This is a genomic window from Microtetraspora sp. AC03309, from assembly GCF_020826795.1.
In the GTDB taxonomy this organism is placed as follows: Bacteria; Actinomycetota; Actinomycetes; order Streptosporangiales; family Streptosporangiaceae; genus Microtetraspora; species Microtetraspora glauca.
This window is the reverse complement of record NZ_JADDIL010000082.1, coordinates 18470-42813: the sequence shown is the minus strand read 5'-3', so window position 1 is coordinate 42813 and position 24344 is coordinate 18470. Positions and strand designations below refer to the sequence as shown.

24 protein-coding genes and 3 pseudogenes are annotated in these 24344 nt (G+C 71.3%); 11 read left to right on the top strand and 16 right to left on the bottom strand.

Annotated elements, in window-relative coordinates:
* Nucleotides 1-239: 239 nt before the first annotated feature.
* Nucleotides 240-608, bottom strand: a complete 369-nt coding sequence (locus tag IMZ11_RS35290; protein WP_228646770.1) for a VOC family protein — start codon at nt 606-608, stop codon at nt 240-242.
* A 924-nt stretch (nt 609-1532) separates the two neighbouring features.
* Between IMZ11_RS35290 and IMZ11_RS46825 the strand changes: the two genes are divergently transcribed.
* Complete coding sequence (locus IMZ11_RS46825; RefSeq protein WP_374463166.1) at nt 1533-2201, top strand: Mut7-C RNAse domain-containing protein; 669 nt, start codon at nt 1533-1535, stop codon at nt 2199-2201.
* A 91-nt stretch (nt 2202-2292) separates the two neighbouring features.
* On the opposite strand, the gene IMZ11_RS35280 is transcribed toward IMZ11_RS46825, so the two are convergent.
* From IMZ11_RS35280 to IMZ11_RS35250, 7 genes and pseudogenes are all read right to left on the bottom strand, one after another.
* Nucleotides 2293-3282: a cytochrome d ubiquinol oxidase subunit II gene (locus IMZ11_RS35280; protein WP_228646768.1), complete on the bottom strand. Its 990-nt coding sequence runs from the start codon at nt 3280-3282 to the stop codon at nt 2293-2295.
* Nucleotides 3282-4634 (bottom strand): cytochrome ubiquinol oxidase subunit I, encoded by a 1353-nt coding sequence (locus IMZ11_RS35275; RefSeq protein ID WP_228646767.1) that lies wholly within the window; start codon nt 4632-4634, stop codon nt 3282-3284. Before IMZ11_RS35275 ends, IMZ11_RS35280 begins: the two co-directional genes overlap by 1 nt.
* Nucleotides 4635-4754: 120 nt before the next feature.
* Nucleotides 4755-5711: a UDP-glucuronic acid decarboxylase family protein gene (locus IMZ11_RS35270; protein WP_228646766.1), complete on the bottom strand. Its 957-nt coding sequence runs from the start codon at nt 5709-5711 to the stop codon at nt 4755-4757.
* Entirely contained in the window at nt 5711-6658 is a 948-nt protein-coding gene (locus IMZ11_RS35265) for a glycosyltransferase family 9 protein (RefSeq protein ID WP_228646765.1), read from the bottom strand. Before IMZ11_RS35265 ends, IMZ11_RS35270 begins: the two co-directional genes overlap by 1 nt.
* Nucleotides 6649-6999: an SDR family NAD(P)-dependent oxidoreductase gene (locus IMZ11_RS35260; RefSeq protein WP_228646764.1), complete on the bottom strand. Its 351-nt coding sequence runs from the start codon at nt 6997-6999 to the stop codon at nt 6649-6651. Before IMZ11_RS35260 ends, IMZ11_RS35265 begins: the two co-directional genes overlap by 10 nt.
* A gap of 171 nt (nt 7000-7170) precedes the next feature.
* A pseudogene (locus tag IMZ11_RS35255) lies at nt 7171-7338 on the bottom strand (glycosyltransferase family 9 protein); the annotation flags it as partial.
* Nucleotides 7339-7454: 116 nt separating this feature from the next.
* Nucleotides 7455-7739 (bottom strand): annotated as a pseudogene (locus tag IMZ11_RS35250) (carbamoyltransferase N-terminal domain-containing protein); the annotation flags it as partial.
* A gap of 163 nt (nt 7740-7902) precedes the next feature.
* Here IMZ11_RS35250 and IMZ11_RS35245 point away from each other — a divergent pair.
* Complete coding sequence (locus tag IMZ11_RS35245) at nt 7903-8046, top strand: hypothetical protein (protein WP_228646763.1); 144 nt, start codon at nt 7903-7905, stop codon at nt 8044-8046.
* Nucleotides 8047-8063: 17 nt separating this feature from the next.
* Nucleotides 8064-8538: pseudogene (locus tag IMZ11_RS35240) on the top strand (glycosyltransferase).
* On the opposite strand, the gene egtD reads toward IMZ11_RS35240, so the two are convergent.
* The 5 genes from egtD to IMZ11_RS35215 form a co-directional block, all read right to left on the bottom strand.
* Nucleotides 8522-9451, bottom strand: coding sequence for an L-histidine N(alpha)-methyltransferase (gene egtD, locus IMZ11_RS35235; protein ID WP_228646762.1), 930 nt, complete (start codon nt 9449-9451; stop codon nt 8522-8524). The pseudogene IMZ11_RS35240 and the gene egtD sit on opposite strands and share 17 nt — an antisense overlap.
* Before the next feature lie 38 nt (nt 9452-9489).
* Entirely contained in the window at nt 9490-10215 is a 726-nt protein-coding gene (gene egtC, locus IMZ11_RS35230) for an ergothioneine biosynthesis protein EgtC (protein WP_228646761.1), read from the bottom strand.
* Between the two features lie 7 nt (nt 10216-10222).
* Nucleotides 10223-11548: an ergothioneine biosynthesis protein EgtB gene (gene egtB, locus IMZ11_RS35225; RefSeq protein WP_228646760.1), complete on the bottom strand. Its 1326-nt coding sequence runs from the start codon at nt 11546-11548 to the stop codon at nt 10223-10225.
* Nucleotides 11545-12678, bottom strand: coding sequence for a glutamate-cysteine ligase family protein (locus tag IMZ11_RS35220; RefSeq protein WP_228646759.1), 1134 nt, complete (start codon nt 12676-12678; stop codon nt 11545-11547). The genes egtB and IMZ11_RS35220 overlap by 4 nt, the downstream gene beginning before the upstream one ends.
* Before the next feature lie 90 nt (nt 12679-12768).
* Nucleotides 12769-13422: a hypothetical protein gene (locus IMZ11_RS35215; protein WP_228646758.1), complete on the bottom strand. Its 654-nt coding sequence runs from the start codon at nt 13420-13422 to the stop codon at nt 12769-12771.
* Between the two features lie 96 nt (nt 13423-13518).
* Between IMZ11_RS35215 and IMZ11_RS35210 the strand changes: the two genes are divergently transcribed.
* The 5 genes from IMZ11_RS35210 (at nt 13519) to IMZ11_RS35190 (ending at nt 17297) form a co-directional block, all read left to right on the top strand.
* Complete coding sequence (locus IMZ11_RS35210) at nt 13519-14625, top strand: sensor histidine kinase (RefSeq protein WP_228646757.1); 1107 nt, start codon at nt 13519-13521, stop codon at nt 14623-14625.
* Nucleotides 14622-15293, top strand: coding sequence for a response regulator transcription factor (locus IMZ11_RS35205; protein ID WP_228646756.1), 672 nt, complete (start codon nt 14622-14624; stop codon nt 15291-15293). Before IMZ11_RS35210 ends, IMZ11_RS35205 begins: the two co-directional genes overlap by 4 nt.
* 1 nt (nt 15294) lies before the next feature.
* Nucleotides 15295-16260, top strand: coding sequence for a 2,3,4,5-tetrahydropyridine-2,6-dicarboxylate N-succinyltransferase (dapD, locus tag IMZ11_RS35200; protein WP_061258683.1), 966 nt, complete (start codon nt 15295-15297; stop codon nt 16258-16260).
* Between the two features lie 83 nt (nt 16261-16343).
* Nucleotides 16344-17069, top strand: a complete 726-nt coding sequence (locus IMZ11_RS35195; RefSeq protein WP_228646755.1) for a bifunctional 2-polyprenyl-6-hydroxyphenol methylase/3-demethylubiquinol 3-O-methyltransferase UbiG — start codon at nt 16344-16346, stop codon at nt 17067-17069.
* Between the two features lie 63 nt (nt 17070-17132).
* On the top strand, nt 17133-17297 hold the full coding sequence (locus tag IMZ11_RS35190; protein ID WP_228646754.1) for a hypothetical protein: 165 nt from the start codon (nt 17133-17135) through the stop codon (nt 17295-17297).
* 88 nt (nt 17298-17385) lie between these two features.
* Here the strand turns inward: IMZ11_RS35190 and IMZ11_RS35185 are convergent, their stop codons facing one another.
* The 3 genes from IMZ11_RS35185 to IMZ11_RS35175 form a co-directional block, all read right to left on the bottom strand.
* Nucleotides 17386-19242, bottom strand: a complete 1857-nt coding sequence (locus IMZ11_RS35185; RefSeq protein ID WP_305075932.1) for a glycoside hydrolase family 6 protein — start codon at nt 19240-19242, stop codon at nt 17386-17388.
* A gap of 246 nt (nt 19243-19488) precedes the next feature.
* Nucleotides 19489-20124 carry a response regulator transcription factor gene (locus IMZ11_RS35180; RefSeq protein WP_228646753.1) on the bottom strand — a complete coding sequence of 212 codons (636 nt, stop codon included), beginning with the start codon at nt 20122-20124 and terminating at the stop codon, nt 19489-19491.
* Nucleotides 20121-21320: a sensor histidine kinase gene (locus IMZ11_RS35175; protein WP_228646752.1), complete on the bottom strand. Its 1200-nt coding sequence runs from the start codon at nt 21318-21320 to the stop codon at nt 20121-20123. The genes IMZ11_RS35180 and IMZ11_RS35175 overlap by 4 nt, the downstream gene beginning before the upstream one ends.
* Nucleotides 21321-21512: 192 nt before the next feature.
* Here IMZ11_RS35175 and IMZ11_RS35170 point away from each other — a divergent pair, with 192 nt between their 5' ends.
* The 3 genes from IMZ11_RS35170 to IMZ11_RS35160 are packed head-to-tail and all read left to right on the top strand — an operon-like array spanning nt 21513 to nt 24305.
* Nucleotides 21513-22571 carry an FtsX-like permease family protein gene (locus IMZ11_RS35170; RefSeq protein ID WP_228646751.1) on the top strand — a complete coding sequence of 353 codons (1059 nt, stop codon included), beginning with the start codon at nt 21513-21515 and terminating at the stop codon, nt 22569-22571.
* Nucleotides 22568-23290 (top strand): ABC transporter ATP-binding protein, encoded by a 723-nt coding sequence (locus IMZ11_RS35165; RefSeq protein WP_228646750.1) that lies wholly within the window; start codon nt 22568-22570, stop codon nt 23288-23290. Before IMZ11_RS35170 ends, IMZ11_RS35165 begins: the two co-directional genes overlap by 4 nt.
* A 37-nt stretch (nt 23291-23327) precedes the next feature.
* Nucleotides 23328-24305 (top strand): malate dehydrogenase, encoded by a 978-nt coding sequence (locus IMZ11_RS35160; RefSeq protein ID WP_228646749.1) that lies wholly within the window; start codon nt 23328-23330, stop codon nt 24303-24305.
* Nucleotides 24306-24344 lie beyond the last annotated feature (39 nt).

The following is a 24344-nucleotide window of genomic DNA, read 5'->3' as shown; positions in this document are numbered from 1 at the left end:
GCTACAACGAGAACGTCGCCTGACCGCGGGACCGCCGATCAAGTTCCACGAACGTCGGGACATCCTCTCTCACTGCGCTGCCACGATCTCACTGTGCTGAAAGGCAAGCCGCCATCAGCCGCGTCACCAACCTGCTCGGACGCCGTGTCGCCCCAAAGTCCCATGGGCAGCACGCCTAGCAGCGCCGCATCGGACAGCGCTTGCCCTGCCGACCGCGGCCCGTTGCCGCTGATCGCCCGTCAGCCGTGACTGGTGTCGATGACACAGAAGCGATTGCCATCGGGATCGGCGAGCACGACGAAGTCGGGATCGTCCGGATAACGGTCCCAGTCGACGCGCTGGGCGCCCAGGGACACCAACCGCTCCACCTCGGCGACCTGCTCGGCCGCGTCCTCGACGTACAGGTCAAGATGGATCCGCGGATACTCCTGGACCGGCGTCTCGCTGAGGCCGAGCGCGAGCTGGACCCCGGTCCCTACCGCCGGCACCAGCACCACCCAGGCGTCTTCGATCTCCTCCCGCGGGGCGTATCCCAGAGCGTCCATCCAGAATGCGGCCGCGCGCCGCACATCCGAAACTCCCAGCACGACGGATCCGATACTCAGCATGTGCCGATTGTGGCGGATATCGACGGACCCACGACGCCTACTCCCCCCGAACGACGGGGCGAACGCTGCCTGATATGGCACTCGTACGCCATCTGGAACAACGGCGGACTATCAGCCGTCTGTCGGATGACGTGGTGTCGTCGGCCTCGGCGTCGGCGGCTTTCGAAGACTCCAACAGGTCGAGCAGGGAAGACCGGTCCAGAGCCATCGTGTGGTGTCCTCCGCGAGAACCTTGCCGGGAACTCACTGACGGTCACACGACGGCTCCCCCCATGTCCAGGGCTTGCGTCATCAGCGTGGAGTTGCACCACCCGAGGGACGTCACCCGTGACCGACGACCACGCCTCCACGCCTGCATCGAATCGCCGTCGAACTCTGGCATCTCCTGATCTGGCCGCCCGCCATGACATTGACCGGCCCTCCCGCCAGGAATGCGCTTCGCAAGGCGGCCAGGCTGCACGCTGACGGGCCGAGGGCGGCTGGCATTCTGGAAACATGACCGGACAGGAGTTGTCCGTCACCGTCGCGCCCGATTTGCGGCTGTTTCTCTCGGCTCGCCTGAGACGCGCCGAGCCAAGACAGGCTGTGCCGGAACGAGCCGGACCGGGACATGCCGAACCGGGACGGACCGACCTAGGTCCGGAGCCGAACCATGCCGAACAAGCGCCTACCCGGCTACAAAACGCCGAGGACACACAGGCCGCGCCAGAGATGTCCGGACCAGTGCACATCTGGTCAGCGAACACCGAGACCGCACAAGGCAGACTGGAACCCACTCAAGCCGCACGGGCCCGACCGGACACCACCCAAGCCGCACAGACTGGGCTCGAACCTGCCGAGGCCGTACAGGCTCGACCGGAACCTGCCGCGCCTGCGTACCGTGAGCCGGAACGCGCCCAGGGCGTACAGGCAGGCAGCAGGGACATCGGGGCGGGGGACGGGGCGGTTGAGGGCTTCGAGGTTCGGGTTCCGTATGACGGGACGTCGTCGCTGGGGCATGTGGTCGAGTCGATCGGCGTGCCGTTGACGGAGGTCGGCTCGCTGGCGGTGAACGGCCGCCGGGTGCCCACGTCGTACCGGCCGACGCCGGGCGAGACGGTACGCGTGCGAGCGGTCGAGCGGCCGCAACCGATCCCGTCTCCCAGGTTCGTCCTCGACGTCCACCTGGGCACGCTGGCCCGGCGGTTGCGCGTCATCGGAGTCGACGCCGCGTACCGGAACGATCTGGACGACGACGCGCTGATCGAGCAGGCGAACGCGGAGCGGCGTGTGTTGCTGACGCAGGATCGCGGCCTGCTGAGGCGAAGGGCGTTGTGGCTGGGGGGATATGTCCGGGGCGCCCGTCCGGACGAGCAGTTGGCGGACGTACTGGACAGGTTCGCGCCGCCGCTCGATCCGTGGACGCGGTGTACGGCGTGCAACGGGCCGCTGGTTCCGGCGGGCAAGGCCGAGGTGGAGCGGATGCTGCCCGCGGGGACCCGTCGCTCCTACGAGACGTTCGCCCGTTGCCGTGCCTGCCAGCGCGTCTACTGGCACGGCGCGCACGGCGGCCACCTGGAGGAGATCATCGCCATGGCGCGCCAAATCGTGTGACATGTCCGGAATATGCAAACAGCGATGCCCCGAGAGAGCAAAGGTCCGAGAGAGGAAAGACGACCGGACGGCTGACGGGGTTCACTCCCGGTCAGCCGGAGTCGTACGGCAGCCGCCGCTGGACGGCGAGTAGCCACCCGATGGCCGGCAGGACCAGCAGCGCGCCCACCCCGAGCACGATCAGCGTGACGACGAGCACCTCCGGCCCCGCCGCCGCCTGCCGGTAGGTGAACGCGGGCGGCAGCATCACGGGATACTGCGCCAGCGGCCAGCCCCACATGACCGCGGTCACCGCGAGGACCGCCGTGACCCTGACCAGCAGGTACCCGCGCGCCCAGAGCAGGCCGAGGGATGCGAGACCCATGACGGCGCTGGCCACGACGGCGGGCAGCGCGCGGTGGGTGAGCCCGGCGAAGAGCGCGGGAGCGTCCCAGCGCAGTACGGCGATGCCGGCGAGCGCGACCACCCCCACCACGACGCCGGTGCCGATCGCCCTCCGGCGGAACCCCTCCGGGTCGAGCCCGGCCCGTACGGCGTCGTCGCACAGGTAGACGGCGGCCAGGTAGGCGCAGACGCCCACCGCGAGCACTCCGCCGAGCATCGAGGTGGGGTTCACCCAGCTCGCCACCAAGTCTCCCGCGGCCAGGCCGGGCGGGACGCGGCCCGACGCGATCGCGCCGGCGACGGTGCCGAGGAAGAACGGGGTGAGCAGGGAGGAGATCGCGAAGGCCGCGCCGAACAGGCGTCGCGACCACCATTCGGTGCTGGCCTTGCGGAAGACGAACGCCGAGCCCCGGAAGATGATCCCCAGAGCGGCCAGCGTCAGAGGGATGTAGAGCGTGGACATGACGGCCGCGAACACCGGCGGAAACCCGGTCCACAGGACGACGAGCACGAAGATCAGCCATACGTGGTTGGCCTCCCAGACCGGCCCGATCGCGTGCTCGATGAGCTTCCTGTTCGTGTGCTCGCGTCCGGCGAGCAGGTCCCAGACGCCGCCTCCGAAGTCGGCGCCGCCCAGTAGCGCGTAGAGGGTGATTCCCACCCACATCACGACCAGCAGGATCTGCGCGGCGTCCATCAGGCGCGTTCCTGAGGGGCGACGGCCGGCACCGGCGTGGTCCTCGTCATGTGCCGCAGCACGTAGACCGTCGCCACGGTGAGGACCACGTAGACGAGGACGACGATGAGGAACCCGGCCCACAGGCCGGGCGCGGGGTTCACCGCCTCGACCGTGCGCATCCTGCCGTACGCGATCCAGGGCTGGCGGCCCACCTCGGTCACGATCCAGCCCGCCTCGACCGCGACCACGGCGGCCACCCCCGCGACGGCGGCGAGCCGCAGGAACCACGGGGAGCGGGGCAGGTCCCTCCGCCGCCACCAGTTCAGCGCCAGCCAGGCGGACAGCAGGAGCAGGAAGAACCCGATCCCCACCATCGTGTCGAAGCCCAGGTGGACCGGGTTGACCGGCGGCCGGTCACGCGAGGGGACCCGGTCCAGGCCCTGGACGACGGTCGCGGGGCTGAACCCGACGAGCATCGACAGACCGCTCGGGATCTCGACCGCGTAGTGCAGAGCGTCGTCGTACACGATCCCGCCCAGGCTGAGCGGGGCGTGGGAGCGGGTGACGAAGAGCCCCTCGGCCGCCGCGAGCTTGGTCGGCTGGTACTCCGCGAGGAACTTCGCCGCGTAGTCGCCGACCACGATCTGGATCGGCGAGAGCACCGCGCCGAGCGTGAACGGGATCAGGAACCCCAGCCGGTGGTAGCGGTCCCGGCGCCCGCGCAGCAGGGCCACCGCGTACACCCCGGCGGTGGCGAAGCCGGTCACCATGAACGCCGCCACGATCATGTGGATGGTCTGCGGCGGCGTCGCGGGGTTGAACATGGCCGCCCACGGGTCGACCCGGGTCACCCGGCCGTTCTCCAGGTCGAACCCGCGCGGCTGGTTCATCCACGCGTTGGCCGCCACGACGAAGAACGCCGACGACACGCCCGCGATCGCGATGGGCACCCCGCTCAGCAGGTGGGTACGCGGCGACAGCCGGTCCCAGGCGTACAGGTAGATGCCGAGGAAGATCGCCTCGATGAAGAAGGCGACGCCTTCCATGGCGAACGGCACCCCGATCACCTGGCCGTACACGTCCATGAGGCCGGGCCACAGCAGGCCCATCTCGAAGCTGAGGATCGTGCCGGACACGGCGCCCACCGCGAAGAGCACGCCGATCGCCTTGGCCCACCGCCGCGCCAGCAGCATGCGGTCGGCGTCGCCCGTGCGTACGGCCCGCCACTCCACGAAGAGGAGCAGGCCGGGCATGCCGACGCCGAGGCAGGCGAGGATGATGTGCCATCCGAGCGAAAGCCCCATCTGCATCCGTGCCGCGAGCATGTCGGCCGGACTGGCCGGGCCCGCCGCGAGGGCGAGCGTGCTCATCACGGCATCGGGTGGCATGTCATGGCAAGTCCCCATCGGCCATCAGCACTAAACGACGGTCCGTAGGCACACCGATCCGATGGGTAACCGAGAGGGCGATGATCAGGAAGACCGCGAAGCTCAGACGACGGTCGGGGACGGCTCGCGGGCCAGTTCCCGCTCGAACCACGCGATCGTACGGCACAGCCCGGTGACGGGGTCCACCCGCGGCCGCCACCCGAGCCGCTCGGCGGCGAGCGAGGCGTCGGGCCGGCGGACCGCCGGATCGTCGACCGGCCGGGGGACGAAACGGATCGGGGACGACGACCCGGCCAGGTCGCGGATCATCCCGGCCAGGTCGAGCATGCTCAGCTCGGCCGGGTTGCCGATGTTGACCGGCCCCTCGAAGTCGCTGCCGGCCAGCGCGATGATGCCCTCCACCGTGTCGTCCACGTAGCAGATGGACCGCGTCTGCTCCCCGTCCCCGGTCACGGTGATCGGCTCGTCCATGATGGCCTGCCTGATGAACGTCGGGATGGCCCGGCCGTCATGGGGGCGCATCCGGGGACCGTACGTGTTGAAGATCCGTACGATCGCGGTGTCGGTGCCCCGCGCGTCGCGGTAGGCGGTGGTGAGCGACTCGGCGAACCTCTTGGCCTCGTCGTACACGCTGCGCGGTCCCACCGGGTTGACGTTGCCCCAGTAGGTCTCCTTCTGCGGGTGTTCGAGCGGATCGCCGTACACCTCGCTGGTCGAGGCGAGCACGAACCTGGCGTCCTTCTCCCTGGCCAGGCCGAGCGCGTGCAGCGTGCCGAGGCTGCCGACCTTGAGCGTCTCGATCGGGTGCCTCAGATAGTCGGCGGGGGACGCGGCGGAGGCGAGGTGCAGCACCAGGTCCACGCCCCCGGGTACATGGACGAACCCGGTCAGGTCGCACTCCAGCAGCCGGAACCCCGGCCGTCCCATCAGGTGCTCGACGTTGCTCGGGGCGCCGGTGAGGAAGTTGTCCAGGCAGAGCACCTCGACGCCCCGGCCCAGCAGACGCTCGCACAGGTACGACCCGAGGAATCCCGCGCCTCCGGTCACGACGGCTCTCATCACACGCTCACCTCCAGCAGCCCGAAGGCCGCGTCGAGGACGTCCGGGACGCCGATCTCCAGCAGGCCGGGATCGGGCCGCGTCCCGTGCGGATCACCGCGCCGCCCCTTCCACAGGGCGACGTGACGGCCTCCCCGAGGCGGCCCCCACAGAGCGGGCGACATGGGGCCGAACAGCACGACCGACGGCGTCCCGAGCGCGGTGGCCAGATGCGCCATGCCCGTGTCGCCGCAGATCACCAGCCGCGCTCCGGCGACCACCTCGGCCAGTTCCAGGAGTCCGGTGCGCAGGACCCGCTCCTCCGGCAGCCCGGCCAGCGCGGCGACGCGCAGTCCGAGCTCCCGCTCGACCCCGGTGATCACCACGCCGGGCAGCTCCGCGGCGACCCGGGCGAACCGGTCCGGTGGCCAGCGCCTGGCGATCGAGGCCGCGCCCGGGTGCACGACCACCTCCGCCGGGTCCTTGGAACCACCGGGCGCCCGGATCGCCAGGTCCTCCGGGTCGGCGTGAATGCCGTACCACTCCAGGAAGGCGCACCATCGCCGCACCTCGTGCAGTTCCCGCCAGGGCGGGCCACCCTCCTCCGGCGCGTGCGCGAGCAGCACCCCCGGCCGCGTATGGCGCAGCGCGGCGGTGCTCTGCGGCCCGCGCCCGTGCAGGTTGACGGCCACGTCCGGCACCCCGTACGGCGCGGGCAGCCCGACGGGACCGGGCCCGCACACGTCGAGCAGGTCGTCCACTCCTCCGATCAGCGGCAGCAGCTCGGCCAGGCGGGCGGGGGCGGCCAGCATGAGCCGGTGACCGGGGAAGGCGCGCCGCAGGGCCCGCAGCGCGGGCACGGCGGTGAGCAGGTCTCCCAGGCCGAGCCCGCGCAGCACGAGCAACGCCGGGCGTGCCGGCGGCTCGGGCTCCCCGGGCGGCTCAGCCCGCTCCCGCTCTAGGGCCACGACGTCTCCGTGGCCGGGCAGACGACCAGTTCCCCGATCTCGCAGCCGGGCGGCTGGCCGAGCGCGAAGACGATCGTCGCGGCCACGTCCTCCGGCTGGTTCAGCCGCGCGTCCGGCCCCGGTCTGTACCGCTCGTCCCGCCCGTCGAAGAAAGCCGTCGCGTCGCTCACCGCCCGGAGCCCGGGCGTCGAGGCGACGGTGACCACCCGCCCGTCCAGGTACGGCAGGGCCGCGCGGACGACGGCGGCGGTGCCGAGGAGGTTGACCTTGATCACCCGGTCCCAGTCCGCCGCGGGCACATCATCCAGTCGGCCGCAGGCGTCGATCCCGGCCGCGATCACGTCCCCCTCCTGCGGCCGGACCCTCCGGCGATCAGGATGTTGCCCAGCATGCCCTCACTCCTCGGACTTCTCGTCACTGCGGACCTCCTCGATCACGTCGCACAACATGTGAATGACGGCGAGATGCACCTCCTGGACGTCGGTCCTGGCGGCCGCCTCGGGCCAGCCGTCGTCCGGCAGCGGCCTCCGGACCGCGAGCCGCCCGTCGTCACCCGGCGGGAGGTCGAACCCTGCCACGCGAGCGAGACCGAGCATGCGCTCGGCCTCGGGCACGTCCGCGGTCTCGTCGACGACGTGCCGCACGTCGAGCAGCGAGCCGGGGTAGTCCGTGCTGATCGCCGGACCGGCCAGCAGGACGTCGCCCGCGTTGTCGGGGCGGGCCACCGGGACCACCGGCCGCCCCTGCCCGTCCTGACGGGATCCGGACCCCGTCACCGGCGCCTCCGCGCCTCGCCCCGCAGCCGGTGGGCACCGGCCACCAGTCCGGCGAGGCCCGGCCGGATCAGCCGGGGATCATAGGAGTACGCGACGGCGTCGAGGTCATCGGGGCGCAGGCCGGCCCGCTCCAGGCACCAGGCGGCCGCCTGTTCCGGCAACTCCCAGGCGGAGAACGGCACTGGGCGCTTGCCGCGCTTCCGCCTGCTGAACCGCTCCTCCTCAGCCGCCGCCATGATCTCGCCGTCGACCACCAGGGCCGCGGCGGGATCATGGAAGATGGCGTTCATCCCGAGGAACCGCATGCGCGCACCTCCGCTTGGGAGCGTTTCGGTGCTGTTACCGAGCGAAGCGCTCCTCAAACGCGGTTTTGCGGTGAGGGCGCGATATCTGGAAGCGGTTCTTGACAATTGTCACGCTAAGTAGCGATTTCGGGGGTAAGTGCCCGGCATAGGGCCACTCGCCACCGTGCTCTTCGATCGTGACGGGACCTTGATCCACGACGTGCCGTACAACGCGGATCCGGACCGGGTGTCACCCGTTGCGGGGGCCGTGCCCGATCTCGCCGCGGCGGAGGAAGGAGCACTTCTGGGGGAAGGGACGATCGGTTGAAGATCCTGCTCTGGCACATGCACGGCTCGTGGACCACGTCGTTCGTGCAGGGCGCGCACAAGTACATCGTGCCGCTCACGCCCGACCGCGGCCCGGACGGGCGCGGGCGGGCCCGGACCTACCCCTGGCCCGCGCCCGTACGGGAGATCCCGTGGGACCGGCTGGCCGCCGAGGACGTGGACGTCGTCGTCCTCCAACGCCCGCACGAGATCGCCCTCATCGAGGCCATGATGCTCGGCCTGCCCGTCGTCGCACCGGCCACCACGGAGGTGGTGGAGGCGGTGCCGCCGGAGGCCGGGGTGATCTCCACCAGGCCGGCCACGCTGACCTCCGCCGTCTCCGCGTTCGTGGCCGATCCCGAGCCGGCCCGCCGGTACGGGAAGGCGGCCAGGGCCGCAGGCCCTGGCACGCTACGGCCTCCCGCGGTTCCTCTGGGACTGGGACCGCGTTCTCGTCGATTGCCGGGCCGGACGGTTCAACGCGCCACGCTGAGCGCGAGGGCGAAGTCGCCGTCCGGATCGGTGTACCACCGGTCCAGGTCGAAGCCCGCCCGCGCCAGCTCGGTCGTGAGGCCCTCACGCCGGAACTTGGCGCTGATCTCGGTACGCATCTCCTCCCCGCGGATGAAGTAGACCGACAGGTCGAGATCGCGTACGTGCACCCGCATGGGACGGGAGGCGCGCAGCCGCATCTCGATCCATTCGTTCTCCTCGTCGTACCGGGCGACGTGCGTGAAGTCGTCAGGGACGAAGTCCGCGCCCAGCTCCCGGTTGATCACATGCAGGACGTTGCGGTTGAACGCGGCCGTCACGCCCCGGCCGTCGTCGTACGCGGCGACCAAGCGGTCCCGGTCCTTCACCAGGTCCACGCCGAGCAGGAAGGCGTCCCCGGGTTTCCTGGTGGAGCGCAGCTCCTTGAGGAACACCTCTCTGGCCTCGGGGTCGAGGTTGCCGATCGTCCCGCCCAGGAAGGCCACCATCCCCGGCGGCAGCATGGACAGGTGATGTTCGAAGTCCGCGCACACCGGGCGTACGGAGAGGCCGGGGAAGCGCGTGGTCAGCCGCCGCGCGGTGGCCCTGAGGGTGACCGCGTCCACGTCCACCGGCATGTAGACGCTCATGCCCGCAAGCAGCAGGCCGGTCTTCTCGCTGGTGCCGGAACCCAGCTCGATCAGGGTGTCGGAGCCGCTCCGCCGCACGATGTCGGCGGCGTGGGACCGGAGGATGGCCAGTTCACGCCGGGTCGGGTAGTACTCGTCCAGCCGGGTGATCCGGGAGAACAGCTCGCTGCCCGCCGCGTCGTAGAACCACTTGGGCGGCAGCCACTTCGGCTCCGCCGTGAGTCCGGTGCGGACGTCGCGTTCGAGTGCCTGGCGCAGATAACCGCCGTCGAGATGGTTGATCACTTCCGCTCCTCGGATACGTGTCAGACGTGCCTGATGGGTCAGATACGTGTCACGCTCACGCCGTCGGGAGAGGCGAGAACCAGCGTCCGGTCATCGACGGCACGCCAGCCCGGCCTGCCGTCCAGGGGCTCGCTCGCCAGGAGCACGCCCTCGTGGACATGGGTGAAAAGGGTGTCGCCCCACGCGGTGGCGACGATCTCGGATCCCCCGCAGACGAGAAGGTTGAGCCGTGCCGCCGGGTCCGCCCGCGCCGTCTCGGTGACGACCTGCGCCACCGCGTCGGCCACCGGCATGCCGGCGCGGAGCCGTGCGAACACGGCGGAGGCGAGCCACGCCGAGTCGCACGGGCTCTCGGGGTCCATGCCGTTCCCCGCGACCGCGACGCCGTTCCCCGCGACCGCGACGCGATCCACCCGGCCGTTGTGGCTGAGCAGCCACCGGCCGTCGGAGAAGGGCGCGGTCGCGCTCTCCTCGATCGGCATGCCGATGGTCGCCGACCGGACAGCGGCCAGCAGGCAGCCCGACCGTGCCACGTCGGCGATCCCGGGCAGGTTGGCGTCCGCCCAGATGGGCACCGAACGGCGGTAGCGGACCGGCTCCGCCCGCGTGGCGTCGTACCAGCCCACGCCGAACCCGTCGGCGTTGACGGTTCCGTACCGCTGCAGCCGGGGCGCGTACGCCTGCCGGAGCAGGCCGTGCTCCGGCTCCCCGATCAGCGACGACAGGGGCCGGGACGGCCCGAGCCAGGCCGCGTGCCTGCACACGCGCCCCTCACCTGGCCCCTCGGGCGCACCGGAACCCGGCGAAGATCTGCCGCCGGATCGGGTAGTCCCAGTTCCGGAACGTCGTACGGGCGGCCGTGGGATGGGTGGCCCACGATCCGCCGCGCAGCACGCGGTAGGTCTCGCCGAAGAACACCTCGCTGTATTCGGCGTAGGGGAAGCTCCGGAAACCCGGATACGGCTGGAACCAGGAGGAGGTCCACTCCCACACGTCGCCGATCAGTTGCTCCGCGCCGTACGGCCCGGCCCCCGCGGGGTACGCGCCGACGGGTGCGGGCCTGGCCGCCCGGTGGCCGAGGTTGGCCTGGTCCGCCCGGGGTTCCGCGTCGCCCCACGGGAAGGTGCGGCCGCCGCACGCCTTCTCCCATTCCGCCTCGGTCGGCAGCCGCTTGCCCGCCCACCGGGCGTAGGCGTCGGCCTCGTACCAGGAGACGTGCTGCACCGGCTCGTCCGACGGCACCGGCTCCATCCGGCCGAAGCGGTCGCGCCACCAGCCGTCACCGTTCCGGGTCCAGAACAACGGGGCATGGATCCCCTTCGCGCTGACCCACTCCCAGCCCTCCGGCCGCCACCAGCGCCGGTCGCCGTACCCGCCGTCCGCGACGAAGGCGGCGTAGTCGCCGTTGCTCACCGGCCAGCGGTCGAGCCAGTAGCCCGGCAGGTTCACCAGATGCGCGGGGCGCTCGTTGTCGTACGCCCAGGGCAGCGTGTCCGTCCCCATCGTGAAGGGGCCGGAGGGCACGAAGACCTCGCGGGACGGCGCCCCGGCCCCCACCGCGGACGGGACGCGGCCGGGCGGCAACTCGCCGTCCCTGATCAGCCCGGGTTCCCTGGAGAGCTGCAACGTCGCGAGCATGGTCTCGTCGTGCTGGTGCTCGTGCTGGACGACCAGGCCGAACACGAAACCTCCCGCGCGCAACGGGTCGGGGTCCTCCAGGTCGACGGCGTCGAGCACGTCGAGGACCCGGCCGCGGACCCCGGAGATGTACCGCCGCGCCTCGGCGGGCCCCAGGAGGGGCAGCGCGGGCCGGTTCTTGCGCGGATGCTTGAACGCGTCGTAGATGTCGTCGATCTCGGGGCGCAGCGGGGTGATCCCCCCGGCCTCGCGCAGCACCCACAGCTCCTCGTAGTTGCCGACGTGGGCGAGGTCCCACACCAGCGGGGACATCAGCGGCGAGTGCTGGCGTACCAGCAGGTCGTCCTCCAGGTCCGTGTACGCCAGGGATCGGTCGCGGGCGGCGGCCAACTCGGCGGCGATCAGCTCCTTGGGCGCGTGTCGCGGGTCTGGTTCCCGCTGGGCGAGCCGTTCTCTCATACGCACGTCTCCAGGTCGAGGGCCGGAGATCGGCCGGGTTCGATGTGCCGGGCGGCGAACCGGCCCACCCGGTCGACCAGCCACGGCTCCGCTCCCAGGCGGGGCAGCGCCTCGACGGCGGCGCGGAAGCAGGTCTCGGCCGTCCGTCTCAGGTGGGGTTCCGCCAGGCCGAACCGGGCGGCGCGCGCCCAGGCCCCGCGGACCGGCCACGCCGCGTCGAGAGCGACGTCCCCCGCCCGGTCGTCCGTGACGAGCGCGTGGACCACGGCCACGCAGACCGGCCAGTCGTCCAGCGCCTGGGCGTCGAGGTAGCGCGTCTCCATCCAGCCGCGCGGCCGTACCGGCGGGAAGAGGGTGGTCGCGTGGTAGGCCAGGTCCTCGTCGGTCGGCGGCCTCCCGGCGACCCGGGCGAACTCCCGGTACGGCGAGCCGTCCAGGACCACCCGGCATCCGGCGGCACCGTCGCCCGCACGGTTCCGGACCAGCATGAGACGGGCGTCGAGGAGGTAGCCGGCCCACTCCTCCACCGGGTCGCCTCCCATGGCGACGGGGGCCGTCCTGGTCCGGTCCAGGTGGTGCCAAACGGCCTGACGACCGGACATCCAGCCGTCCCTCGGCGAGTTGGCGAAGGCCGCGACCAGCACCGGGCCGAGCAGGTGCGCCCGGTCCCAGCGGACGCGCGGGTTCGCCCCGAAGTCGAGGTTCACCTGGATGGAGGCCGTCGAGCACATCATCAGCCGCCCGTACGGCACGCCCAGGAACGCCGCCATGGCGTCGTACCGGGGAAGGCGGAGCTGGCGTCGGGGCGGCCGGAACGGGTCGAGCGCGAAACCGCCGAGCACCAGCCCCGCTCCGGAGAGCGAGAGCCGTACGGCGTCCAGGTCGGAGACGAGACCCGCGACGGCCTGCGACAGCGGGAGCGGAGGCGTGGCGAGTTCGAGCTGCCCGCCGGGCTCGAAGGTGACGCGGCTCCCACCGGGCAACGGCGGAAGCGCGTCGGCGATGCGGGCGATGGGCACCTGGCGTGACGGAGTCTCCGCGTCGAACACCAGGAACTCCAGCTCTACGCCCACCCGGTCCGTTTCGGTGCGCTGGAAGCACCCCCGTGCAAAAGCTTGAACATCCGTCATCGCCCCTCCAGCTACGGGACCCAAGTCATCCCCGCTTTGACTCACATGTAACGCATGTAGTTGAAAGTGGGCTTTGACCTGCTTTGGGAGTCAGGCGGCAGGAGACCAGTCGCGGTTGTCCATCCGGATCAGCGAGACGCCGACCACTCCGAACACCACGAGCAGGATGACCGGACCGGAGAGCCCGAGCCACAGGTTCCACGCGCTCGCGCCGAAGAGCCAGACGAGGATCCCGGCGAGCACGCCGGCGGGGAACCACCAGCCCACCCGCCCCGACCAGGCGTAGGCGACCGCCACGAGGACCAGCCCGAGGAACGAGCCGATCATGCCGGGCATCTGCCAGGCGACGATCATCGCGGGCTGCGCGGCGTCCTGCATGATCTTCTCCGCCTGCGCGACGGGCAACTGCTGGAACATCGTGATGTCGAAGAAGTCCGAGATCATCAGCGACGAGAAGTTGATCAGACCGAGGACGGTCACCGCGCCCGCCAGGTTGGCGAGGACGACGCCCTTGCGGCGCACCAGGTGGACCAGCCCGATGACGCCGGGCACCCACAGGACCCAGGCGTAGTGCAGGAGGGTCGCGCTGACCCCCGTGGCCGCGGGATTGTTCGCGTAGGCGAGGACATCCTCGCTCCCCGACTCCGTCGGGTCGACGGCCATGCCGAGGAGCAGGCAGAGCGGGGCGAGGATGAGGCTGACGCCCGCCGCCGTGCGGCGGAACGTGTCCGCGTTGGTAATCATGCGGTGAACCGTAGGAATCGGCGCCCGTCCGGTCGTCAACGCGCACTTTGAACCCACGATCCCCCGCAAGGATGATTTATCGGTATAAAGGCCCCCATGCGCACACCGATCGACTGGCTCGTGGCGGTCATCGTGGGCCTGTTCGCGGTGGCCGAGGAGCTCAGCGGCAGGAACGCCATCCCCGGAGGCCGGCCGTCGGTGTGGTGGGTCGTGGCCGGTGTCGCGGCCGCCGTCCTCGTCCTCTATCGGCGCCGTGCCCCGTTCGCCGTCCTGTGCGTCTACTCGGCCGCCAACGTCCTCGGCTTCGTGCTGCTCCGCGAGATGGCCGCGGCCTGGCAGTTCTACACCCAGCTCGTACTGCTGTTCACGCTGCTCTGCGAGGTACGGCCGGCGAGCTGGAAGGCGGGCGTCGGCCTCGCCGCCACGGGCGCGTACCTGGTGTCGATGCTGGCCTCGTCCCCGAGCGTGGTCTGGGGCGACGTCGCGGTGGCGCTGGTCATGACCGCGCTCGCCGGAGGGTCCGGGCTCGCCGTGCGCCGCCACCGGACGCTCGCCCTCCAGGCCCAGGAACGCGGCGAGCTGCTCGCCCAGGCCGCCGTCGCGGAGGAGCGCGCGCGGATCGCGCGTGAGCTGCACGACATCGTCGCGCACAGCGTCAGCGTCATGACCATGCAGGCCGGGGGCGTACGGCTCATGCTCGGCCGGGGCCAGGACCGGGAGCGCGAGATCCTCACCACGATCGAGGACACCGGCCGCGAGGCCGTCGACGAGCTGCGGCGCATGCTCGGCCTGCTGCGCGGCCCGGACGGCGACGGGCTGACCCCGCAGCCCACCCTCGACCGCCTCGACGACCTGGTAGAGCAGTCGCGGGCGGCGGGCCTCGACGTGACGGTCGAGGTCACCGGCGATCCGGTCCCCCTGCCCGCCGGTCTCGGCCTGTCCACGTACCGCATCGTCCAGGAGGCACTCACGAACACGCTCAAACACGCGGGACCGACCGGAGTCACGGTGACGGTCGGTTACGCGCCGGGCGAGCTCCGCCTCGACATCACCGACGAGGGACCGCGCGACGGGCGCGGCACACCGGGACGGGGCGGCCACGGCCTGATCGGCATGCGGGAGCGGGTCGCGCTGTTCCACGGCCGGCTCGCCACCGGCCCCAGCGGACGGGGCTACGCGGTGCGGGCGGTGATCCCGCTGTGAGCGAGGCGATCGGCGTCCTGATCGCGGACGACCAGGCGATGATCCGCGCGGGGCTCCGGCTGGTGATCGGCACCCAGCCCGACCTCGTGGTGACGGGCGAGGCCGCCGACGGCCAGGCCGCCGTCGAGCTGGCCCGGCGGCTGCGCCCCGACGTGGTCCTGCTCGACATCGCGATGCCCAGGATGGACGGGCTGAGCGCGGCTCGGCGGATCCTCGACGACCCCGACCCGCCCGGGGTGATCATGCTGACCACGTACGACACCGACGAGAATCTGGACCGGGCGCTGCGCGCGGGGGTGCGCGGGTTCCTGCTCAAGGTGTCGCCGCCCGAGCAGCTGTTCGCCGCGATCCGCACCGCCGCCAGGGGCGAGGCCCTGCTCGACCCCGCCGTGACACGGCGCGTCATCGAGGGGTACGGCCGGCTGCCCGAGGAGAGCGCGGCCCCGGAGCCGGATCTCACGCCGCGTGAACGCGACGTTCTCCTGCTCATCGCCCGCGGACTGTCCAACGCGGAGATCGCCGCCACGCTGGTGATCTCCGACGCCACGGTCAGCAGCCACATCAACCGGCTCCTCGCCAAGCTCGGCCTGCGCGACCGCGCCCAGGCCGTCCGCTACGCGTACGAGTCGGGGGTCGTCCGTCCGGGCGATGCCGGTAGCGTTGGGTGATATGACAGCTATCGATCCCGGCACCATGGGTGCGCACGGCATTGGCGTGGCGACGATCGCCCCGGACGGCACCGTCCTCGACACCTGGTTCCCCGCTCCCGCCCTGGGCGACCCCACGTCCGTGGGATCACGGCGGCTGGCCGGCTCCGAGGCGGGCGAGCTCGCCGCGCTCGTCGGCCCCGACCCGGCGCGCGGCGTCGAGGTGGTCGCGGTCCGCACCGGCATCGCCAAGCTGTCCGAGCCGCCGGTGGACGCGCACGACGCCTACCTGCGGCTGCACCTGCTGTCCGCCCGGCTGGTCCGCCCGCACGGGCTCAACCTGGACGGTCTCTTCGGCCTGCTCGCCAACGTCGTGTGGACCAACCACGGCCCGTGCCCCGTCGAGGACTTCGAGAGCGCGCGGCTCCGGCTGCGGGCGCGCGGCCCGGTGACCGTCCACGGCGTGGACAAGTTCCCGCGGATGGTCGACTACGTCCTTCCCTCGGGTGTGCGCGTCGCCGACGCCGACCGGGTACGGCTCGGCGCCCACCTGGCGGCGGGCACCACGGTGATGCACGAGGGCTTCGTCAACTTCAACGCCGGCACCCTGGGCGCCTCCATGGTCGAGGGCCGCATCTCCGCCGGAGTCGTCGTGGGCGACGGGTCCGACGTCGGCGGCGGCGCGTCGATCATGGGCACCCTCTCGGGCGGCGGCAAGGAGGTCATCTCCGTCGGCGAGCGCTGCCTGCTCGGCGCCAACTCCGGCATCGGCATCTCCCTCGGCGACGACTGCGTGGTCGAGGCCGGCCTGTACGTCACCGCGGGGACCAAGGTCGCCCTTCCCGGCGGGGAGACGGTCAAGGCCAAGGAGCTGTCCGGCCGTTCCGGCATCCTGCTGCGCCGCAACTCCACCACCGGCGCCGTCGAGGCCGTCCCCCGCAAGGGCACCGGCATCGAGCTCAACGCCGCCCTGCACGCGAACGACTGACCTCGGCATCCGCGGGCTTCGTGCCCAGGCGGCGTGCCGGGGCACGCCGCCGGATCGGGGATCCGTCGTCCAGGATGGTGACCATGAGTTCCCCAAGGCTGCACCACGGGACCGGACCCGGGACGATCACCCCGGACGGCTGCGCCGTGGACTATTACGCGATGCTCACTCCGAACGGCGAACCCGAACTCGTCCACGCGGCGATCCCCGAGGGCGCCTCGATCCTCGAACTCGGCGCGGGCGCCGGCCGGGTCACCCACCCCCTCCTGGCCCTCGGACACGAGGTGGTCGCCGTGGACGAGTCCCCCGAGATGCTCGCCCACATCGAGGGGGCCGAGACCGTCCGCTCCGCCATCCAGTCGCTGTCGCTTCGGCGGAGATTCGACGTCGTCCTGCTCATGTCCTACGTGATCGAGACGCCCGACGACGAGTTGCGCCGGGCGTTTCTTCGTACCTGCCGGGAGCACGTCGCAGACGACGGGTGCGTGATCCTGCAGCGCAAGCCACCCGAGTGGTACGACACCGTCGAGCCCTTCGAGCGGGTCGCCGGAGACGGCCACGTCGTGCGGATGACCGCGGTCGACCGGCCGGAACCCCACCTCATCGACGCGACCATGGAGTACACGGTCGGCGACCGGCGCTGGACCCACACCTTCCTGAGCAGGCGTCTCGACGACGACTTCCTCGCGGCCGAACTCGACGCGGCCGGCCTGGCGATGGCGGAGTTCCTGCGGGGAGACCGCGGCTGGGTCCGGGCGCTTCCCGCGCGCCCCGGGGCGTCCCTGAGACGGCCCTCGGCCATTCCCTGACTTGTCCCTGAGGTTCCCTTCCGCCGGGCGAAATCCGAGCTGAGACGGCATAGCGTTCGACCCATGGGACGCATTCTTCTGATCGCCGCGCTCGTCGTGGTCGGCCTCTTCCTCCTCGGCTCCGTCATCGGCCTGGTCTTCAGCGCGCTGAAGTGGGTCCTGATCATCGGTGCGATCGTGCTGGGCGTGATGCTCATCATGAAGAGCACCGGTTCGCGCCGCCACTGACCGCGGCCGCCCCGGGAAAAAGGGGCGGGCCCCGCCGGTACTGGCGGGGCCCGCGGAGGAGACGCGGTTCAGCCGAGGCCGACCCGGCTCACGAGAGGGGCGGGTAGGCGTTCTTCAGCAGCTCCTGGAACTGGGCCGAGAACCAGTGGCCCGAGACGGGAGCGTCCGCGAGAGCGCCGGTCAGGTTGTTGCCGTTGCGCTCGTTACCGGTGTAGGTCGGGTCGCACATCCGGTCGAAGCCCTTGCCCTCGTTGTTCGGGATCGCCGTGCTGGAGCCGTCGGACTCGCCCGGAGGCTTCACCCAGACGTAGGCGTCGAGACCCGGAGCGGGGTTCGCCCGCGGACGCTCGCCGAGGCCGGCGCCGCTCTGGTTGCACCAGTTGCCGGCGTGGATCCGGCGGTCGACGCGGGACTCGTTGACGAAGGTGTTGACGTCGGTGGCGGTGCTCGCCTTGGTCGGACGGGCGGTGCCTCCCCAGCCGTTGCGCGAGGTGTCGATGAGCATGCCGAGGGTGGACGGGAAGCCCTTCGAGATCAGCAGGTTCCGGAACGCCTGGGCGTAGGACAGCTCGTCCACGTACTGGTTCCAGTCCACCCAGCGGGACTGGCGGACCGTGGTGCCGTTGACCGTGGTGCCGATGGTGAAGTACGGCTCGGTCAGCGCGGAGTAGTTCGCGGTGTTGGTGATGAAGCCGTCCACGCTCGCGAAGCCGGCGGTGGTGCCGCTGGCGGTCTGGGCGAACAGGTCGGCGGACGGGCCGAGGTTCGTGTCCCAGCCCAGCCAGCCGTGGTGCCCGGCGTCGACGTAGTTGTAGACATTCGGGATGGCGTGCAGCTTGTTCAGGGCGTACTGGACACCCTGGACGTACGCGCCGGTCGACTTGGCCTCAGAACACTTCGCCACGTTGAGGTTGGTGATGAGGTTCGGCAGCGAGTCGATCTCGATGATCGACACGATCCGCAGGTTCGAGTACTTCGGATCCGCCATGATGGCCGCGATCGGGTCGATGTACTCGGTCTTGTACCTGTTCAGCCCGTTCTCCGCGATCAGCAGCTCGCCGTTGGAGGCGAGCGCCGAGCAGTCGCGGTTCGGCAGGTTGTAGATGACGACCTGGATCGTCAGCGGCGCGCTGCCGTTCGCGGCGTCCTGGCGTACCGCCTCGTCCAGGTGGTCGCGCAGGCCCATGTGGTTGTCACCCGCGGACCCCGAGGTGATCGCGGCGATCCGGTCGAGCCAGATGGCGGTCGAGACCTTGGAGACCTTGGAACCGCCCGTCTCGGAGGCGGCCTTCGCGGACCAGTCCGGGTTCACGTACCCGGTCGCGTCAGCGTACGGGTTGTCCACGTGGGTGCCGGGCGGGACGCTGGGCGACGCGCTCGGCGAGGGCGACGGAGACGCCGAGGGAGACGCGGACGGCGAGGCGGAGGGCGAGGCCGAGGGGGACGCGGACGGGGAAGCGGACGGCGAGGCGCTCGGGCTCGGCGACGAGGTGCCGTTACAGGTCACGCCGTTGAGCGAGAACGAGGTGGGCGTGGGGTTGCTCCCCGACCATGTGCCGTTGAAGCCGATGCTGGTCGAGGCACCGCTCGCCAGGCTCTTGTTCCAGTCCAGGTTGGTGGCGGTGACGTTCGACCCGCTCTGCGCGAAGTTAGCGCTCCAGCCGGGCAGGGTGACCTTCTGGCCGGAGTTGGGGAACGTGAAGGCGAGGGTCCAGCCGTTGACCGCGTCGCCCACGTTCTTGACCGTGATGTTGGCCGTGAATCCGCCGTTGCCGGGGCTCGACGTCCATTCGTTGGTCGAGTACGTGACGCTGCACGCGACGGCGGCGCTCGCCGACGTGGCGGCGGCCACGGCCATCGTGGAGCCGAGCGCGAGCACGGACACGGCGACGAGGCCGCGCCGTACCAGGGAGCGCGCCGCTCCGGATCGGGGAGTGAATCTCATTGCGGGGGTCCTCCTGGCGACATGGTCACTGCGCTTTGGGAGCGCTCCCACAGAACATAGGCATGCCCCTTCCGCCCGTACAGGGAGCCGTCCGCGGGGGCGCCATCAGCCCGGGGTCCCCCACGCCGGCGGCATGCCTCCGAGCAGCACATCCACCATCGGAACACGCCCGGAGACGGGCCCTGTGTTTCCTGAAAGTTTCAACCGAACGCACGGCCGGTACCGGAACCCGCCACGAGGGTGGGATCAGGAGGGGCGGATGAGGCCGCGGCGGGTGGCGACCGCGACGGCCGCCGTACGGGAGTCGACGCCGAGCTTGGCGTAGATGTGCACGAGATGCGTCTTGACGGTCGTCTCGCTGAGGAACATCCGCTTGCTGATCTGCCGGTTGGACAACCCCTCCGCCACGTGGCCGAGCACCTCCAGCTCTCTCGGGCTCAGCGTGCCCTCGGGAGCGCGTACGCGGCCGAGCAGCCGGGAGGCGACGCTCGGCGCGAGCGCGCTGGCCCCGGTCGCGGCGGACCTGATCGCCGCGTGCAGTTCCTCGGAAGGGGCGTCCTTGAGCAGGTAGCCGGTCGCGCCCGCCTCGATGGCCGCGAGGATGTCGGCGTCGGTGTCGAACGTGGTGAGCACCAGGACCCTGGGCGTGCCGTCGCCCGCGACGATCCGCCGGGTGGCCTCGCTGCCGTGGATGCCGGGGCCGAGCCGCAGGTCCATCAGCACGACGTCCGGCCGCAACCGCGCCGCCTCGGCGACGCCATCCTCGCCGTCGGCCGCCTCCCCGACCAGCTCGAAGTCCGGCTGGCCGAGCAGCATGGCCCGGATGCCGGAACGGACCACGGGATGGTCGTCCACCAACAGGATCCTGATCGTCGTACTCATCGGCGACCCCCCGGAAGCGGCAGCGTCATCGCCACCGCCGTGCCCTCGCCCGGCGTGGACTCCACGGTGAGGGTGCCGCCGAGCGCGGCGGCACGGTCGCGCATGACGCGCAGGCCGTACCCGGTGCCGGGGCCGTCCGTGGGCGTGCGCGCCGGGTCGAATCCCCGGCCGTCGTCGAAGACGTCCAGCACGACGACGTCGCCCAGATAGCTGAGGGTCACCCCCGCGTTGTCCGCGCCCGAGTGGCGGCTGACGTTGCCGAGCGCTCCCTGGGCGACCCGCAGCAGGGTCAGGTCGTAGGCGGGAGGCAGTTCCACCGGGTCGCCGGACACCTCGAAGCGCACCCTCGTCGGCGTCCGCGCCGCGGCCGAGTCGCTGATCCTGCGCAGCGCGGCGGCCAGCGACGAGTGCTGCAGCGCGGGCGGCGCGAGGGCGCGGACGAAGTTGCGCGCCTCCTCCAGGTTCTCCGCCGCCGCGCGCTCGGCCTCGATCACCCGTTCCTCCGCGATCTCCGGCCGGGTGCCGAGGTCACGGCGGGCGGCCCGGAGCAGCAGGACGATGCTCGACATGCCCTGGGCGAGGGTGTCGTGGATCTCGCCGGCCAGTCGCTCTTGCTCGGCCAGCCTGGCGGCGTCGCCTTCGGCGCGCACCAGCTTCTCGCGCGTACGGACCAGGTCGTCGATCAGGAGCCGCCGCTGCTCGCTCTCGTGATAGAGCGCCTTGTAGACGAGCGCCATGAGGGTCGCCACGGCCGCGCCGATCACCGGGCCGATGACCTGGGGCGGGGTCAGCCCACCCGCGTGCCAGCTCGCCGCCGCGACGGCGGCCCCGGTCAGCACGACGACCCCGAGGATGGCCGCCGGCAGGCGCAGCAGGTGGAGGTAGGCGAAGAACAACGGGAAGGCCAGCCAGACGAAACTCGGCGCGGCCAGTGCCAGCGCCGCCCACGCGAGCGTCACCACCACCAGCCAGATCCGGCCGAGGATCAGGTGCGTACGCCCTCCGAAGTCGGGCAGCCGCGACTCGACGAAGATCGCCGTCCCGTAGAAGACGCCCAGCAGGACGCCCCCGGCCGCCACGGCCGTACGGCCCTCCTGCACGACGGCGAGGACGGCGAGGACGAGCAGCACCGCGAAGGTGCCGTGGATGGCCCACCTGAGTAGCCGCAACGCCGGAGGGAACGGAAAGTCAATCATGTCTCACTCAGCGTAGGTCACGCCCGATCCGGTTCCGTATCTTCCGCATCGTCCGAAAGGTGTATTCCGGCGCACCCTAAGGGACGACCCGCCGCCGCTCGTCCTCACGATGTGCCGGACCCGCTCCCCGTCCCAGGCTGGACACCGACCGAGAGACCGAACCACCAGACCACCGCCGGGGAGACACACGCCGTGTTCGTGGCACTGAGAGATCTACGCTTCGCCAAGGGACGATTCGCCCTGATGGGGGCCGTCGTCCTGCTCATCACCCTGCTCGTGACGATGTTGTCCGGCCTGACCGCCGGGCTCGCCCGGGAGAACATCTCCGCCATCACGGAGCTGCCCGCGGACCGCGTCGTCTTCGCCGCCTCCGGGGACTCCGCGCCCTCGTTCTCCGACAGCCGCGTCACCGACACGATGTGGCGGGAATGGCAGCGGGTCCCCGGCGTCTCCGCCGCCGAGCGGCTCGGGATCACCATGGGCCGGGTCACCTCCGGCGAGCGCGGCACGGGCGCCGCCGTCTTCGGCGTCGAGAACGTCCGGGACGGCGAGGTGGTCCTCTCCTCCGGCCTGGCCGAGGAACTGGGCGGGGAACCGGGCGGGGAACCGGGCGGGAAGCGCACCACGGTGCGGATCTCCGGGCAGGACTTCACCGTCTCCACGACCGCGGGGGCCGCCTCGTACAGCCATGCCCCCGTGGCCTGGATCAGCATCGGCGACTGGCAGCGGACCGCCGGGCAGGACGCCGTCGCCACCGTGATCACGCTGCGCACCTCGGGGGATCCCGATCTCGCCGCCGCCGACACGCGCCTGGGCACGGTGACCGTGGACCGGGACGACGCGCCCGCCGCCATCGGCTCGTTCTCGTCCGAGAACGGCTCCCTGCAGCTCATGCGGGGGTTCCTGTTCGCGATCTCCGCGCTGGTCATCGGCGCGTTCTTCACCGTGTGGACGATCCAGCGCCGCGGCGACGTGGCCGTTCTGAAGGCACTCGGCGCGAGCACGGGCTACCTGCTGCGCGACGCGCTCGCCCAGGCCGTCGTCGTGCTGTTGCTGGGCGCGGGGATCGGCGGGGCGCTCGGTGCGGGAGCCGGTGCCCTGGCCGGGGACGCGGTCCCGTTCGTCCTGTCCGCCGCCACCACCGCCGTGCCGGTGGCCGTGATGATCCTGCTCGGCGCGGCCGGCGCCGCGCTGGCCATCCGCAAGATCACTTCCGTCGACCCTCTGACCGCGCTTGGAGCCTCCCGATGACCCTCCGGATCGACGACGTCGTCCTCACCTACCCCGACGGCGACCGGACCCTGACCGCGCTCGACCACGTCGACCTGGACGTCGCACGCGGCGAGTTCACCGCCGTGGTCGGCCCCTCCGGCTCGGGCAAGTCCAGCCTGCTGGCCGTCGCCGCCATGCTCCTCACACCCGACTCCGGGCGGGTGACCGTGGCCGGGCACGACGTGTCCGGCGCGTCGCCGGCCGCCAGAACCCGGATCCGCCGCGACCACGTCGGCGTGGTGTTCCAGCAGTCGAACCTGCTCTCCTCGCTGACCGCGCTCGAACAACTCCTGGTCATGGCGCACATCTCCGGCGCCTCGCCGCGCGCGGCGGCCGTACGGGCCCGCGAACTGCTCATCGCCGTCGATCTGGCGGACAAGGAGCACAAGCGGCCGCACCAGCTCTCCGGCGGCGAGCGGCAGCGCGTCAACATCGCCCGCGCGCTCATGAACCGGCCCGAGGTGCTGCTGGTGGACGAGCCCACCAGCGCGCTCGACCACGAGCGCGGCATCCGGATCGTCTCGCTGCTCGCCGGCCTCACCAGGGAGAACGGCCTGGCCACCGTGATGGTCACGCACGACCTCGGCACGCTGCCGCTCGTGGACAGGGTCCTGACGATGGCCGACGCGAGGTTGTCGGAAGATGGAAGGAGGGTGAAGGCCGACCTGCTCGCGGCCCCTATGGGGGCGGGCGAGTAGCATCCGGAGGTCACACCTATCGCGAATGGGGATCGTCATGACCGTCAAAGTGACCGTCACCGGCGCGGCCGGCCAGATCGGTTACGCGCTGCTCTTCCGCATCGCCTCGGGCCAGCTCCTGGGCGCGGACACCCCGGTGAAGCTGAGCCTGCTGGAGATCACTCCCGCGCTGAAGGCCGCCGAGGGCACCGCGATGGAGCTGGATGACTGCGCGTTCCCGCTGCTGCGCGGCATCGAGATCTCCGATGACCCCAACAAGGCCTTCGACGGCGCCAGCGTGGCGCTGCTCGTCGGCGCCCGCCCCCGCACCGCGGGCATGGAGCGCGGCGACCTCCTCCAGGCCAACGGCGGCATCTTCGGCCCGCAGGGCAAGGCCATCAACGACCACGCCGCGGACGACATCCGCGTGCTCGTCGTGGGCAACCCGGCCAACACCAACGCCCTCATCGCGCAGTCGGCCGCGCCCGACGTCCCGGCCGAGCGTTTCACCGCGATGACCCGCCTGGACCACAACCGCGCGCTCTCGCAGCTCGCCACCAAGCTGGGTGTCCCGGTCGCCGACATCAAGAAGATGACGATCTGGGGCAACCACTCCGCCACGCAGTACCCCGACCTCTACCACGCCGAGGTCGGCGGCAAGGTCGCCGCCGAGCAGGTCGAGGAGGCGTGGCTGCGCGACACGTTCATCCCGACCGTGGCCAAGCGCGGCGCCGCGATCATCGAGGCCCGGGGCGCGTCCAGCGCCGCGTCCGCCGCCAACGCCGCCATCGACCACGTGTACGACTGGGTCAACGGCACCCCGGAGGGTGACTGGACCTCGGCCGCGATCCCGTCCGACGGCTCGTACGGTGTGCCCGAGGGCATCATCTCCTCCTTCCCGGTCGTCTCGAAGGGCGGCAAGTGGGAGATCGTCCAGGGCCTGGAGATCGACGCGTTCTCCCGCGAGCGCATCGACGCCTCGGTCCGCGAGCTCGTCGAGGAGCGCGACGCGGTCAAGGAGCTCGGCCTCATCTAGGGGAATCGATCGACCCCCGCCGGCGTGTCACGACACATC

Coding starts and splice junctions, on each gene's coding strand:
- IMZ11_RS35290 (WP_228646770.1), bottom strand. CDS start 608: ATGCTGAGTATCGGATCCGTCGTGCTGGGAGTTTCGGATGTGCGGCGC.
- IMZ11_RS35280 (WP_228646768.1), bottom strand. CDS start 3,282: ATGGACGCCGCGCAGATCCTGCTGGTCGTGATGTGGGTGGGAATCACC.
- IMZ11_RS35275 (WP_228646767.1), bottom strand. CDS start 4,634: ATGAGCACGCTCGCCCTCGCGGCGGGCCCGGCCAGTCCGGCCGACATG.
- IMZ11_RS35270 (WP_228646766.1), bottom strand. CDS start 5,711: ATGAGAGCCGTCGTGACCGGAGGCGCGGGATTCCTCGGGTCGTACCTG.
- egtB (WP_228646760.1), bottom strand. CDS start 11,548: ATGAGAGAACGGCTCGCCCAGCGGGAACCAGACCCGCGACACGCGCCC.
- IMZ11_RS35220 (WP_228646759.1), bottom strand. CDS start 12,678: ATGACGGATGTTCAAGCTTTTGCACGGGGGTGCTTCCAGCGCACCGAA.
- IMZ11_RS35215 (WP_228646758.1), bottom strand. CDS start 13,422: ATGATTACCAACGCGGACACGTTCCGCCGCACGGCGGCGGGCGTCAGC.
- IMZ11_RS35210 (WP_228646757.1), top strand. CDS start 13,519: ATGCGCACACCGATCGACTGGCTCGTGGCGGTCATCGTGGGCCTGTTC.
- dapD (WP_061258683.1), top strand. CDS start 15,295: ATGACAGCTATCGATCCCGGCACCATGGGTGCGCACGGCATTGGCGTG.
- IMZ11_RS35195 (WP_228646755.1), top strand. CDS start 16,344: ATGAGTTCCCCAAGGCTGCACCACGGGACCGGACCCGGGACGATCACC.
- IMZ11_RS35190 (WP_228646754.1), top strand. CDS start 17,133: ATGGGACGCATTCTTCTGATCGCCGCGCTCGTCGTGGTCGGCCTCTTC.
- IMZ11_RS35185 (WP_305075932.1), bottom strand. CDS start 19,242: ATGAGATTCACTCCCCGATCCGGAGCGGCGCGCTCCCTGGTACGGCGC.
- IMZ11_RS35180 (WP_228646753.1), bottom strand. CDS start 20,124: ATGAGTACGACGATCAGGATCCTGTTGGTGGACGACCATCCCGTGGTC.
- IMZ11_RS35175 (WP_228646752.1), bottom strand. CDS start 21,320: ATGATTGACTTTCCGTTCCCTCCGGCGTTGCGGCTACTCAGGTGGGCC.
- IMZ11_RS35165 (WP_228646750.1), top strand. CDS start 22,568: ATGACCCTCCGGATCGACGACGTCGTCCTCACCTACCCCGACGGCGAC.
- IMZ11_RS35160 (WP_228646749.1), top strand. CDS start 23,328: ATGACCGTCAAAGTGACCGTCACCGGCGCGGCCGGCCAGATCGGTTAC.